This is a genomic window from Spirosoma validum (assembly GCF_014699035.1).
GTDB lineage: Bacteria > Bacteroidota > Bacteroidia > Cytophagales > Spirosomataceae > Spirosoma > Spirosoma validum.
In genome coordinates, this window is sequence record NZ_JACXAA010000001.1 from 931323 (window position 1) to 945843 (window position 14521).

General features: G+C 46.6%; 10 protein-coding genes. 4 read left to right on the plus strand and 6 right to left on the minus strand.

Annotation, left to right across the window (positions count from 1 at the left end; genetic code table 11):
• Positions 1–8: 8 nt before the first annotated feature.
• Positions 9–1313 carry an APC family permease gene (locus IC230_RS03685; protein ID WP_262893143.1) on the minus strand — a complete coding sequence of 435 codons (1305 nt, stop codon included), beginning with the start codon at positions 1311–1313 and terminating at the stop codon, positions 9–11.
• A gap of 229 nt (positions 1314–1542) precedes the next feature.
• Complete coding sequence (locus tag IC230_RS03690) at positions 1543–4578, minus strand: TonB-dependent receptor (RefSeq protein WP_223860249.1); 3036 nt, start codon at positions 4576–4578, stop codon at positions 1543–1545.
• 217 nt (positions 4579–4795) lie between these two features.
• Between IC230_RS03690 and IC230_RS03695 the strand changes: the two genes are divergently transcribed.
• Entirely contained in the window at positions 4796–6145 is a 1350-nt protein-coding gene (locus IC230_RS03695; RefSeq protein WP_191037602.1) for a Gfo/Idh/MocA family protein, read from the plus strand.
• 19 nt (positions 6146–6164) lie between these two features.
• Here the strand turns inward: IC230_RS03695 and IC230_RS03700 are convergent, their stop codons facing one another.
• On the minus strand, positions 6165–7172 hold the full coding sequence (locus tag IC230_RS03700) for an FAD:protein FMN transferase (protein WP_223860251.1): 1008 nt from the start codon (positions 7170–7172) through the stop codon (positions 6165–6167).
• A gap of 9 nt (positions 7173–7181) precedes the next feature.
• Between IC230_RS03700 and IC230_RS03705 the strand changes: the two genes are divergently transcribed.
• Positions 7182–7385 (plus strand): hypothetical protein, encoded by a 204-nt coding sequence (locus IC230_RS03705; RefSeq protein WP_191037603.1) that lies wholly within the window; start codon positions 7182–7184, stop codon positions 7383–7385.
• Between the two features lie 124 nt (positions 7386–7509).
• Here IC230_RS03705 and aroC read toward each other — a convergent pair whose 3' ends face one another.
• Together aroC and IC230_RS03715 are read right to left on the minus strand one after the other, a co-directional pair.
• The gene (gene aroC, locus IC230_RS03710; protein WP_191037604.1) at positions 7510–8619 is read right to left on the minus strand and encodes a chorismate synthase; all 1110 of its coding nucleotides are present in this window, start codon (positions 8617–8619) and stop codon (positions 7510–7512) included.
• 40 nt (positions 8620–8659) lie between these two features.
• Positions 8660–10030 carry a BatD family protein gene (locus IC230_RS03715; RefSeq protein ID WP_317171755.1) on the minus strand — a complete coding sequence of 457 codons (1371 nt, stop codon included), beginning with the start codon at positions 10028–10030 and terminating at the stop codon, positions 8660–8662.
• Between the two features lie 191 nt (positions 10031–10221).
• Here IC230_RS03715 and IC230_RS03720 point away from each other — a divergent pair, with 191 nt between their 5' ends.
• Positions 10222–10434: a hypothetical protein gene (locus IC230_RS03720; protein ID WP_191037606.1), complete on the plus strand. Its 213-nt coding sequence runs from the start codon at positions 10222–10224 to the stop codon at positions 10432–10434.
• A gap of 117 nt (positions 10435–10551) precedes the next feature.
• Here IC230_RS03720 and IC230_RS03725 read toward each other — a convergent pair whose 3' ends face one another.
• Positions 10552–11946: an MBL fold metallo-hydrolase RNA specificity domain-containing protein gene (locus tag IC230_RS03725; protein ID WP_191037607.1), complete on the minus strand. Its 1395-nt coding sequence runs from the start codon at positions 11944–11946 to the stop codon at positions 10552–10554.
• 119 nt (positions 11947–12065) lie between these two features.
• Here IC230_RS03725 and pbpC point away from each other — a divergent pair, with 119 nt between their 5' ends.
• On the plus strand, positions 12066–14483 hold the full coding sequence (gene pbpC / locus IC230_RS03730; protein ID WP_191037860.1) for a penicillin-binding protein 1C: 2418 nt from the start codon (positions 12066–12068) through the stop codon (positions 14481–14483).
• Positions 14484–14521: the final 38 nt, after the last annotated feature.

A 14521-nucleotide genomic window follows, 5' to 3' on the forward strand; every position in this document is an offset into this window, starting at 1 on the left:
GCACTACGCTACGTTTTCTCAAACGGCCATTGTTTTCTAATAACAGCTGATGCGAGAAAGGCTCCGATGCCTGCACCAATCACAATCAGGCCCGATAACATGAATGTTAGGCCGGTTGAAAAGAAGACAAACAACCATACGCTAATTGCTAAGAGTACAGGTAACGGATATAAAGGCATTCGGAAGGGAAACGTAGCGGCTGCTCTTCGGCGATGCAGCAATAATAGCCCAATGGCTTGCCCAACGAACTGAACGACAATCCGCATTGCCAGAATGGCTGTAATGACGTCACCCAACCGGAACAACAAGCTGAATACAAACCCTAAACCTCCCAAAAACAATAACGATACGTAAGGAAATTGTTTCGTCGGATGCAGCCGGGCAAAAATTCGAAAAAACTGACCGTCAGCAGCAGCAGCGTATGGTACTCGTGAGTAGCCCAGTAAAACGGCAAATAAAGATGAAAAGGCGACCAATAGAACCAAAATCGTAGCCAGTTGAGCTGCCTTTGGGCCATAAAGCGTTTCAACGAACGTACTGACAATAAACTCACTATTTTGAGCAATCTGCCACGGCACTACACTTATAACGCTGAGATTCATCAGCAAATACAGACCAGCTATACCCGCAATTGAAATAAACATACTGGCGGGGATATTACGTGTCGGCTGTTTAATCTCTCCCCCTAAGTGGCAAACATTGTAGTAGCCTAGGTAACAGTAAATCGTTTTGACGGATGCCTGCCCTAACCCAGCCGCTAGTAGTCCACCGCTTGCCGAGCCCATGGATTGCAAGGTCTCTGACAGCGGAATCCGACTGTTGCTCAAACCACCAAAGATGATCCAGCCTAGCGTTAAGAGCACTGCCCCCCACATAATCAACCCAATTTTACCAATCGAATCAATTTTTCGGTAGAGTAAAGCAATAATAATGAGCACCACGCCCCCCGAAACAGCCTTTCGTTGCCATTCTTCCAGCGGCATTAGATAAGAGGCATACTGTGCAAAGCCAATGGCGCCGGAAGCCATAACCAACGGTGCCTGAATAAGCGTTTGCCAAACGTACAGAAAGGATAAAAGTCGCCCCCAGCGTTGTTCGCCGTACGAGATTTTCAAAAAATTGTAACTGCCCCCTGCCTGAGGAAAAGCTGCCCCCAGTTCGGCCCACACAAATGCATCAATTAAAGACACAACCGCTCCTAAAATCCAGGCCCACAAAAACTGTGAACCACCAAGCGTTTTAATTACTAAGGGCAGCACCACAAATGGCCCTATACCGACCATGTCGATCATGTTCAGTGCGGTACCTTGCAAAAGAGTTAGCCGCCGAGGAAGGGCAGTTGGTGACGTTTCAGGAAGCTGATCAGAAGACGTAGTGTTGCTCAATAGCGTAGTGGGCTAACGAAGGCCATACAAGGCAGAAACTAACGACTTCTCAACGGTTAGAAACGGGCTAAAAGTTCGGCTCGCCCAACGACTTCTGTAACAAAAACACCCGACTCGCAAACGCAAGCCGGGTGTTTTTTAGCGTAATTAGAGTAGCTTAATTCATCAACTGATCAAACGTCAGGCTAAGGTAGAACATCGAACCAACCGTCGGATTGCCCCAGCCAGTGGTGTATTCTTTCTGAAGAATGTTGCTGCCACCTAACTTAAAAATCGAGTGGATTGCAGAAACCCGTTTACTTATCTGTGCATCAAGCGTTCCAAATGCCGCAATAATCGGTCGGTTATTGATGTCTGAGGTGATGTTGATATTCGGGTTTCCTAATGACGACTGCCACTCAAATGCATCCTGGTAGCGATAAACTACATTAAAGCCCCAGCCGCTGCTTTTGATATTTCGATTTCCGACGCTAACGTTATAGCGGTATTTTGGCGTATTGAATCGAACCTGGAAGCCGTCTTCCAGCGTATTCTTATTCATTTCACCGCTGAACAGACCAACACCACCTGCGTTCAACGTATTGTTTGATACGTTAACGCCTAGCTGGAAGTTTCCTGGTAGGGAGTAATCCAGACCAATGCCAAAACCCTGTGTTTTAATTGGACTTGTATAATTTTTTTGCACTGAATAAACGTTACGTGTGGTAGCACCTGTCGGCTGAATCAAGGTAACCGAACCAATAAAGTCATGATACGTGCTATTGTAATAATATGCATCAATCAACAGTCGGTTGTTAATTAAGCCTTTATAACCAAATTCAATGGTAGAAACGCGCTCGGGTTTAAACGTTGGAAAGTCATACGCTTTCGGTTGACCAGCCAGAATTGATTCGTAGGTGAACGTATTAGCTGACGTAAGATTATACTTTTGAAGTAAAGGGGATAACGCCCCAATCAACCTGGCTTGAGGAGTTAACAAGTCAATATACTGATCTTGGTTCGTCGGAATTCTGAATCCTGTCTGATAGGAAGCCCTGATGTTATTGTTCCGGTCTACACTATAAACGGCCGACAGGCGAGGGTTAAACTGACCCTTGAAATTCTCGTTTTTATCGAAACGCAAGGCGCCAGTTAAGCGCAGCTTATCAATAATAGTTTTTTGTAACTGTGCATATAAGCCGTACTCATTAATCGTCGGTTCTTTACCGTTGTTGCTATAGAAGATCGTACCGCCGGAATTTAACTCATAGATTCGGTAGTTCCCCCCCACAATCACCTCAACCGTTTTGGGGTCAATGATTTTATTGAGGTTATACATAGCTTCGACATGGTATAGGTTTGTACGATCCTGGAACTTTGCCCCTACTCCATTGGCATCTCCCGGAATGGCTTTGCTGGTAACCTCCTTCAGTTTTGCCTCAAACTCCGGTGTTCCAGGTTTAAAAACCTGACCATTGCCAACTACTTGCTGTACCTGATTAAAGTATGCAGTAGAATTGCCCTGGCTGGCAGCTATAGCTGCCTGATAAGCCAGAAGTGGGTTTGTACCCGTTGCTAAGCGAGTTTGAAAATCCGTAACAAAAGCAGGAAAACTAATCCCGGCGTACGTACCCGCTACACTGCCAAAATAAGCAGCCGTTGGCGCGGTATTAACGACGGGGCCACTTGCTGTTTGGTTAACTACCCAGGTATTATTCATACCCAAACCAGCAATACCCACGGCATAAGCATCACCTGACCGCTCCTGGGTTGTATAAGCCCGAACAAAGAAATTTGAGCCACGCACTTCGGCTTTGTACTGCCCCACGTTAAACTTATCCAGATAGTACCGATCGGCACCTGTATATACGGTTGTGCCTGTACCCCAGTTAGCCTGTAAAATAGCTTCTGCATTTTCTCCAATTCGATAGTGCAATGAACCGTTTAGCTTTAAACTATGTGCCGAATAGTCAACTAAATCGCGTTCCCGATAGCCCGTCCGGGTGTAGTTAAAGCCGAGTGGAGTAGAGTACAAATCGGTTAATACCCGGTCATAGGCCTGGGCGGGTGTTAGTCCAGCCGCTGGTCCAAACTGAGTGGCCAACTGCATAATACCCTGATTAAGGGGGAGAAGTGGCGAACCTGAACCCGGCACGGCCTGTGCCAAGGCACTTCTTAGAATTTGATACTGAGTAAAACCTGGATCAGTGTCGCCGTAAATATTGATTCCGTCATAGCCTCGGTTCGTGGCACGTGTTCCCGATAATCCAGATCCATTTACTAAACTTTGATCCCGGTAATCGGTAGCCTGCCAGTCCTGAGCGGTTAAATAACCAACGTTTACCTTAAAGGCGAATTTGTTGTTGAAGGCTTTAGCATACCGTATCGAAAAGTCGGTATACGGTGTTGCGCCAAGCTTTTCCTCACTATACCGCTTTGTTCGATTGCTGGCATTCATCATTCCAACTTTCGCATTGGCACTTAGGCCCTGGTACAAAAATGGACTTTTACTGGTAGTCAATAATAACCCATTGATTGCGTTGGGTCCGTACAGAGCAGAAGCCGCTCCAGGCAGTAATTCGACGCTTTCGACGTCCAGTTCCGACATACCGACGATGTTTGCTACAGAAAAATTCAGGCCAGGGGCTTGGTTATCCATACCGTCCATCATTTGTACGACCCGGTAATTACCATTTCCCGAAAAGCCTCGTGTATTGAAGTTGCTGAACGTAACGCTTTGCGTAGACATTTCTACGCCTTTTAGATTTCGTAGCGCGTCATAAAAACTTGGTGCTGGCGTATTCTGAATGGCGCGAATATCCATTTTCTCAATCGAAACCGGCGACTGCATGACGCTTTCTTCAACCCTCGAAGCAGCGACTACTACCTCTTGACCAAGAATAGGCTGCTCTTTTAAGCTTACGTTTAAATCGGTCCGATTGCCATTAACTATAAACTCCTGGGTTTGAAAACCAACACCCGATACAGCAACCGTAAAGGGTGTTGGCGTAGTTGTTGTGAAGGCAAAATCTCCTTTTTGATTCGTAATCGTTCCAATGACCTTACCTTTTACGGCTATACTGATACCTGCCAATTCGTTTTTCGTACCTTCATCAGTTACTTTGCCTGCAACGCGTGTCTGAGCCAGTGTATCAACGCTTACCCAGAAAAATAAGACCCAGAAAAACGCTGAATAAGTAGTAATTTTTTTCATAAACGGATAGGTAAAAAGTGAGTGAAAATGTCCCTTTAGTGCTTTGTGGCTAAACATACACAGAAATCTGCCTTTTGTACAAATTTTTCTTGCCATTGAAACTTTATTTAGTATACAACGGGTATACATACCAGATATTTTGTGGAGACAAACAGTAAATTATTAGTCGTATAAGCTTCTGTATCAGACAACTTTCTCCATCGAAATTTCTCAACATATGGCTAGCGAATCAAACCAAGATCGCCGGGGATTTTTAAAAAATACGGGCTTACTCACCGGTGGAGCCCTTTTAAGTAGTCTGCCGTTTTCTACTCAGGCCGCTAAAGGCTATCATTTCTCCGTAAATGATACCATCAAAGTAGCGTTAATCGGCTGTGGTGGCCGCGGTACGGGGGCTGCCCAGCAGGCGCTCAACACGAAGCAAAACGTCAAGATTGTGGCCCTGGCCGACACTTTCCGTGATCGTTTGGATTCAGCTTACAAAGCGCTGACGGAACGCGGCCTCAAGGCAGCCGACGGAACGCCAAAAGTTGACATTCCAGAAGACCATAAGTTTGTTGGTTTCGACGCTTACAAGCAGGCTATGGCTTTAGCGGACGTAGTCATTCTGGCAACACCTCCAGGTTTTCGCCCAAGTCACTTTGAAGAAGCCGTACGGCAGGGGAAGCAGGTGTTCATGGAAAAGCCCGTGGCGACTGATGCGCCTGGAGTTCGGCGTGTATTGGCCGCTGCTGAGGAAGCTAAAAAGAAAAAACTAAACGTAGTGGTTGGCTTGCAACGGCGTTATCAACCCAGCTATCGCGACATGATTAAGCGCATTCATGATGGGGCTATAGGCGACATTGTGGGTGGTCAGGTGTACTGGATCAGCGGGGGCGTTTGGCAAAAACCTCGTCAACCAAATCAGACCGAAATGGACTACCAGATGCGTAACTGGTATTACTTTAACTGGCTTTGTGGCGACCATATCAACGAACAGCACGTTCACAATATTGACGTAGCGAACTGGGTAAAAAACAGCTACCCGGTTTCCTGTCAGGGAACGGGCGGGCGGCAGGTACGGACCGGCAAGGATTACGGCGAAATTTTCGATCACCACATTGTTGATTTCGTCTATGCCGACGGCACAACCATCAATAGTCAATGCCGACACTACGAGGGTACCTACAGCCGGGTTGACGAGATGTTCCTGGGTACCAAGGGAAAAATTGAAGGGATGGAAAAGAAAAGCAGCGCATTAATGAGCTATAACGGTCAGCCGATTTATACCCATGATGCCAAAGCCGATGGAAATCCGTACCAGATTGAACACGACGAACTGTTCGAAGCTATCGCCAAAGGTCAATATAAATTCTCTGATGCCGAAAGGGTTGCCAAGAGTACGATGACCGCCATTATGGGGCGTATGGCTACGTATTCTGGAAAAACAGTGAAATGGGATGAAGCGTTGAATTCACAAATTGACCTCTTCCCTGATAAACTGGCCTGGGATGCTATGCCGAAAAGTCTGCCCGACAAAGACGGCTTCTATCCAATTGCGGTTCCTGGTAAAACAACAGCTGTATAGAGCGCCAATTGGATTGACGTTAAAACGGGGTCGACTGCCATTTGCGCAGTCGGCCTTTTTTATTCTCGAGGATCAATAGCTTTACCCCTGAAAATCGCTTCAGTAACCGACGACTTTTGTGAATTCCCGCTATACTGAAAACCTTTGTCAGGGCGTCGGCACGATACCCGTCAGGTGCTAACACGGTTGATCGGACGAAGTAACGCATGCCTAAACCCGAGCGAGGGTTCATAATATGCGAATAGCGATGACCCTTGTATTCTAAAAAACGATACGTATCACCAGAGGTTGTAATAGCCGCATTTTTGAGTGTGATTGTTGTTGTATCGATATCTTCAGGCCGACCCGATCCAATAGATCCAATACCTACTCGCCAGCCAGAAGTGCCTGGAGGAGCATCACTCGCCAAAATATCGCCACCAATGTCAATCAAAGCAGAATGAATACCCAAACGGTTTAAGACGAGAAGGGCTTCGTCAATAGCAAATCCCTGACCAATACCACCAACATCCAACCGCATACCTGCCTTTCGTAAGCGTACGGAATGAGTTGCACTATCTAAATCCATCAGACGATAGCCCACAGCACGTCTGGCTTTTCGGCGCTCTTTTGTAGTTGGAAACTGGTTTCGCCTGACTGCCCGACGCCACAACAATGACAGCGGGCCAATGGTGGCATCAAAACGGCCGTTTGAACGTTGGGCAATGGTTTGAGCCTTTCGTAATACGTTAAATAAGTCCGTTGATACATATACCCATTTCCCTGATCCCGCTGTCGCCGACAACCGATTGATTTCAGAGCCATCTAAATAATCGCTCATGATCTGATTCAGCGAATCCATCCGGGCAGAAACGGCTGCGTTGGCACGTTGGGCGATTAGGCTATCCTGAGCATAGAAAAGTACGTTAAACTGTGTGCCCATTAGCCCTCGGTGGAACGAAAAACGGGATAAAGCTGGTTGCGCAGTAACCAGTCCGCCAAACAGATTCAGGACGACCAGAAAGCAAAAAGACAGACTAAGGTTCAAGACATACAAATGGTTACCATCAAAAATAAATACATACTGCTGGCAGCCGGTTTCTGGTTGTTAGGCATTGCTTTAACGGGTGTGGGTGCCTATGGAAAAAGCCACCAGTGGGAAACAACCGCTACGTTGCTAACAGTCGGTATTTCAGCCCAGGCGGTTGGCTTTGGTTTTCTGGGCTTCGCCATCATGCAAGCCGTTTTCAGAAAAAAATGAGGACTAACTCGCTACGTCAGAATTTATCTTGGTAGTAACATAGCAGATTCTAATGGCGCTGACCAACGTATTGTATTGGTGCTGTATTTATCTCCCAACAGCGCCACTACGTATTGAACAGCTATTAAATCTTAGAAAACTCAGCTTTACTTTTTTCGACATGGGATACCTGATTCCGCAGATACATATCGGCTAGAACTAAAGCAGCCATCGCTTCAACGATCGGCACGGCGCGGGGCACCACGCAGGGATCATGCCGGCCTTTGCCTGATACAGTGACAGGCTGACCGTGAACATCTACACTATCCTGGTCCTGCATGATCGTAGCAACGGGTTTGAACGCCGTGCGGAAATAAATATCCTCGCCATTGCTGATTCCTCCCTGAATACCACCTGACTGGTTCGTTTTTGTTCGAACACGCCCATCAGCGTCGGTATAGAACTCATCGTTGTGCTGTGATCCATATAACTCAGCACCAGCAAAGCCACTACCGTATTCAAATCCTTTTACAGCGTTGATGCTCAGCATGGCTTTTCCCAATTCGGCATGAAGTTTATCGAAAACGGGTTCGCCCCAACCTGCCGGCACTCCCGTTACGATACAATCCACTACACCCCCAATCGAATCGCCCCGCTTGCGGGTTTCATCAATGTACTGAAACATCTGTTCAGCAATTTCCGGGTCAGGGCAGCGAACGGCGTTTTCTTCGGCAAGCGCCAAGTTCATTTCCTGATACGGCTTTTCCACTTTGAGTTTACCCACCTGCGAAACATACGCCTGAATCTGAACGCCCTGTTGAGCCAGCAAAAGTTTCGCAATAGCCCCAGCCGCTACGCGAGCGGCCGTTTCACGAGCTGATGACCGGCCACCACCCCGATAATCGCGGGAGCCGTATTTGGCCTGATACGTATAATCAGCGTGCGAGGGGCGAAACTGTTCAGCAATGTGTCCATAATCTTTACTACGCTGGTCGGTATTACGGATAAGCAGTGCGATGGGCGTGCCCTGTGTTTGGCCGTCAAACACACCCGATAATACCTCAAATTCATCAGCTTCGCGCCGTTGGGTTGTAATTCTCGACTGACCAGGCTTGCGCCGATCCAACTCATGCTGAATAAAATCGGTGTCAAACGAAAGCCCAGCCGGACAGCCATCGACAACCACACCAATTGCGGGTCCGTGCGATTCGCCGAAAGTAGATAGTTTAAATAATGTTCCGTACGTACTGCTCATGCTGCAAATTTCGCGTTTTATCCCGAAATAAAAGGGTAGCTTACTTTCTAAAAAAGACAAAAATCATTCCCAACAGCATAATCACAATTAGCACATTAGCGACTGCACGAACCAATGATGAAATGCTGATTGACTGACGAGTACTGTCCATTGCTTCAATACCCGCATAAAGTGACTTACCCACCGAAGCTTCCGGAGTAATTTCTCTGCTCCCTGTTGTCGCCGTCGGTACTGTTGTATTTGTAGCTGCTAGTGGACTTCGACCGCCAGCCTGTAACTGTAGGTGTGGTCGAAGCGTGTCATAACGGGCGGTCTGCGGGTTAAAATAAATCCACTGAAAATAATTTGTTAACGTAATGGAGCCATGTTGATGCGGCACAATGAAATATGTAAACGATTTTCGGCCCCTAACCTGGTTACTGATGTGACTCAGCAAATGGCGTTCTTCTGGCGGAAATACATCCATATCAGTCCGTTCATTCAGGATAGTAGGAGCCGGAAGCGTAGCGATATTACCTTCTCCTGCTACTGTAAACGTATAACGAACGCTTTGCCCAATCCCGATTCGAGGTCGTTCCAATACCTCCTCTAAGCGGAATAAGCCGACTGGTACCCGCCCCCGTAGTGCATGTGCAGGTAAGGGTTTGACGGCTATAACAAGTGGTTTACTCGTAAATAAAACTTTTTCAGCCTGCGCTGAAGGTGGGCCGATAATCGGGCGGGGACGAATCAGTTGAAGGGATACAGCAGGCAATTGCAACGTTTGGTTCGAGAGTGGAAAGAAAACCGATTGGTAAATGCGGAACTCACGAAATTTCTTACCGCCAATAGTAACGGCGGTAGGCTTTAGCTCATTGATTGCAATGTTTTCTTCCCAGGAGTTAACTGGCCGAATTTTCTTAAGTATTGCCTGTAACTGCTTGTCAAGCGCGGTGAAGTTTAGTACGTAAGGGTAGTTGTCAGCGACAAAAAACGACAAGGTAAGTGCAACGCTCTCACCCGTATAGATTGCAGATTTAGAAGCTCGAAGCGATAAGAAAGCAGACCCTTCCGGCACTACGTTAACCGTATTCTGGGCTAAGTTGGGCATGGATGAGTTCGAAGCAGACGATCTGACAACAAGCGTAGCGCCTTCTGAATAAATGGTTTCGCCATCGACGACCAGGCTGAAGGGCTGTAAGCGATAGCTACCCGGTCCCCGCGCCTGATAACTTTGCGTAATTACTTGACTAATAACGTTTTTTTCATTTATTTCGGTTGACGTTGTGCTGGTAACGATTCCTTTTTTAGTAAATCCAACAATGTCCGGAAAGTTGATTGCCGGCCGCGTCTCGCTATTGGGAATAATCACGGATATAGTAAAGGGCCGCTCAATGGGAAAATCAGTTTGACTAACTTCGATAGAAGTCACATTATCAGTTGATTGCCCAAATAAGACAATAGCTGAATAAAAATATAATACAAAAAATTTACGGAATACTTCAAACAACATTATTATTTTTGAGCAACAAATTTCAAGTTACGGCGTTACGGCTATAGAACGAACCATTCAACCTCTTATAATATCCATAGGCTTCTTTTAACCCCAAATAATAATGTACTATGCTCTCTATGCTTGAGTATATTAAAACGATCCTTCAGAAGGTAAGTTTTGACAAAGGTCTTTTTGAAAAAGAACTGGCCAAGGCCATTAAAATGCTCATTCCTAAGGAGATTAAGCAGCTAAAACGCTGGTGTTACGCTCAATTTGGTAAAGTATATCGTGTTGTGTTAAACCGCTGCTTCACAAGAGTTCCCCGTTTAAGATTTACCTGACATATAGCTAAGCTACCTATAAAAAAGCCCCAGTCATAATGCTGGGGCTTTTTTATAGGTAAAAATTGTACAATTACGCCGTTCGTAAAACGAGTGATAATAAAGCCTGATCATTCGTTAGAGGATTACTTTCTGCTTCATTTCCGGTATTTCAATATGCTGGAATCCGGCATCCTGTAGATGTTGTCTCCAGATGACTTGCTTATCGTATTCACCATGGACTAAAAATACCGTTTTGACCTTTGAGGCATCCTGACAACTCAGGAACAACAACATTTCGCGGTAATCTCCGTGCGCTGAGAAAGAATCCATAATTTCGACTTGTGCCAGTACGGGATAACGTTCGCCGAAAATCGTTACTTCTTTATCCCCTCGCTTTAAAGCTCCACCTAAACTATTTGGTGACGCATAGCCAACCAGTAAGATGGTGGTGTTAGGCTTAGTAATGTTATTTTTGATATGGTGCTTGATACGTCCTGCTTCCGCCATACCCGATGGCGCAATGATAATACATGGTTCATTGAGGGTATTGATTGCTTTTGACTGCTCTACATCGGATACGTAATGCAAATTTGGGAAATCGAACGCATCGCCATCTTTCTTGATATAAGCCAGAATATCGGGGTTAAAATCTTCCTCATGATCACGCATAACATGGGTCGCTTTTACAGACATGGGGCTGTCGATATACACGGGCAGTCGGGGTAGTTTGCCTTCACTCGACAGCTGATCGAGGGCATAAATCAATTCCTGCGTTCGGTCGACGGCGAAAGCCGGGATGATCAGTTTACCACGCCCTTCCACACAAGTTTGCTGAACGATACGTAGTAAATGAGCCTTCATATCCGGTTCAGCTTCGTGGAGTCGATCACCATAGGTCGATTCACAAATAATATAGTCAGCCTGTGGAAATGGATCGGGCGAACGTAGTATCTTGTCATCTGGCCGACCAATATCACCACTGAAGAAGAGGTGTTTTTCAGCTCCATTCTCCCGAATAGTCAGACTAACAGCCGCACTACCGAGCAAATGCCCTGCGTCAGTCAATAATCCCGTCACTTCATCACAGATAACGAACGGTTTATTATAGTCAACGGGCCGCATCTGAGTCAGCGCCTGTTGTACGTCATTTTCGTCGTAAAGAGCCTCGAGCTCAGGCTCACCCCGGCGTTTACGCCGTTCGTTCACACGTTCGAGATCGCGCTCCTGAATACGAGCACTGTCCATCAGCATAACTTCACACAAGTCAATCGTCGACGATGTTGTGTAGATTGGTCCGGAAAATCCTTGACGTACTAATCTGGGAATTAGACCCGTATGATCGATATGGGCATGAGAAAGTACCATGTAATCCACCTGTGCCGGATCGAAACCAAACTCTTGATTTAGTTCGTCGGTATTAATTCCCTGAAACAAGCCGCAGTCGAGCAGGATTTGCGTACCGCTGGCCGTTGTGAGTAGGTGTTTACTACCCGTTACGGTACGGGCTGCACCAAAAAATTGAATGGTCATTGTTTAAATTGCACCGGTAACCCAGTGTGGTTTCGTTGATTAAGGGATTTCGCTATTGTGTTCGTATGCGCTTCTTTTCTGACCCCATCCGATACGAAGAAGTCACAAAGAGTATGACGATGTTCAAGTCAATATTGAGAAACGTTCGCGGCATCGCCAAACGAATCTGGAAATTACGTCTGGTAAAAACTCTTGTCATAGCCATATTGATTTTTTTAGGATTCGATTTTTCATTTCCGCTACGTACCAATGTTCCTTATTCAACGATCGTAACAGCCAGCGACGGTTCTATTCTGCACACCTTTCTCAGCCGCGACGACAAATGGCGAATGTATGCTGAACTTACGGAAATCACCCCTACCCTTCGCGAAGCTATTCTGTTCAAAGAAGATAAATATTTCTGGTATCATCCCGGCTTTAATCCGATAGCGATGGTACGGGCAGCTGTTAAAAACATGCTAACTGGCCAGCGAACTTCAGGTGCTTCTACCGTAACGATGCAGACGGTCCGGCTTCTCGAACCTCGCCAACGAACGTATCGAAGCAAGTTGATTGAATTGTTTCGGGCTATGCAGTTAGAAGTGCATTATTCCAAAGATGAAATTCTGCAACTGTACCTGAATCTGATTCCTTATGGCGGAAACGTTGAGGGACTAAAATCGGCTTCACTACTTTATTTTGGGAAGTTACCAACGTTGCTGAGTCTGGCCGAAATAACAACGCTGACTATAATTCCCAATCGTCCGTCGAGTCTGCAACTGGGCACCCATAACGCCCTTGTCATACAGGAACGTAACGAGTGGCTTGCTCGCTTTCGCACGCGCAAACTCTTTGACGATGCAACCATTGCCGATGCGCTGAACGAGCCACTTGTAGCGTATCGGCGAGCAGCCCCTCAATTAGCTCCGCACTTATCACGTCGACTTCGTACCGAAAATCCCGATCAGCCGATCATTCGTTCAGCGCTTCGTCCAGCGATGCAGGCAACCGCCGAGCGCCTAGTTCAACAGTACGCGAATCGTATTCGGGCTTACAATATCCACAACACTGCCGTGCTTGTTGTGGATAATCAGTCTCACGAAGTGGTTGCTTACATCGGTTCAGCCGATTTTACGAATACGTTTGACGGCGGTCAGGTCGACGGAATTCGTGCCGTTCGGTCGCCGGGAAGTGCTTTGAAGCCCTTGCTCTACGGCCTGGCTTTCGATGCGGGAGTTATTACGCCCAAAACTAAACTTAACGACGTGCCGACTAATTTTAATGGTTACGAACCAGATAATTACGACCGGCGGTTCAATGGCCCTGTTACGGCAGAATTTGCACTGGCCAACTCACTTAACATTCCGGCGGTGGCTTTATTAAAAGAAATCGGCACACCAAATCTCGTTTCAACGCTTCAGAACGCTGGCTTTTCAGCCATAAAAAAACAAGCCAAAGAACTTGGACTTTCCATGATTCTAGGCGGCTGTGGCGTTACGCTGGAAGAAATAACACGCCTGTATACAGCCTTAGCAAATGGAGGCAAACTGGAGCCGTTACGGTTTAATAGTAACGCTACGTCACCCCTTCCCCTTAGAGAAGGGGATATAAATAGAGACTCAGTGTCTTCCTCCTCTTTTTTAAGGGGAGGGGTGACGATTCTCTCTCCAGAGGCTGCTTATCTCGTTACGAATACGCTCACGCAAATTACCCGTCCCGATCTGCCTAATAATTTCGATAATAGCTATCACCTACCCCGTATTGCCTGGAAAACGGGAACATCCTATGGCAGGCGCGATGCCTGGAGTATTGGCTATAACCAACGGTATACGATTGGCGTATGGGTAGGTAATTTTTCTGGAGTGGGCGTAGCTGAACTGAGTGGGGCCAACACGGCGACTCCACTGCTTTTTCAGCTTTTCAATGTGCTGGATTATAATTCAACAACCAGCTGGTTTCAAAAACCCAGGATAAACTCTAAACTTTCGATGCGGCTAATCTGCCCAGAAACGGGCAATGTTCCCGGAGATTTCTGCACGAACCCAGTGACGGATTATTGCATCATGGGCGTTTCGCAGTATCGGCGTTGCCAACACCAAAAAGCCATTTTTACGAACATGGCCGGGACGATTTCCTATTGTGCTCACTGCCTTCCAGACTCGGGATACGTACGTCGACCCTATCCAAATCTGGCGCCGGAACTCGTTGTGTTTTATCAAAATCGTCATATTCCATTTGAAGCAGTGCCAGCGCATAACCCAGCTTGTGAGCGCGTATTTGGAAGTTTGGGGACCGGTCAGGATGGGCCGCTGATTACCAGTTTGACTGATGGCAGTGAGTATTTCATCAACCCTGGCCAACCTGCCGAGATGCAGTTAGCCTGTCAGGCAGCAAATGATGTCCAGACTGTATTCTGGTACCTGAATGACAAATTATATCGCCGGGCTAAGCCCACCGAAGCTTTATTCTTTAAACCTCAGCCAGGTGATCTGAAGATTTCGTGCGCCGATGATAAGGGACGTAGTAAGGACATTCGGGTGATTATACGAAAGGAATAGAGAGTATGTTATCCCGCGTTTCAACTACCCAAACATGC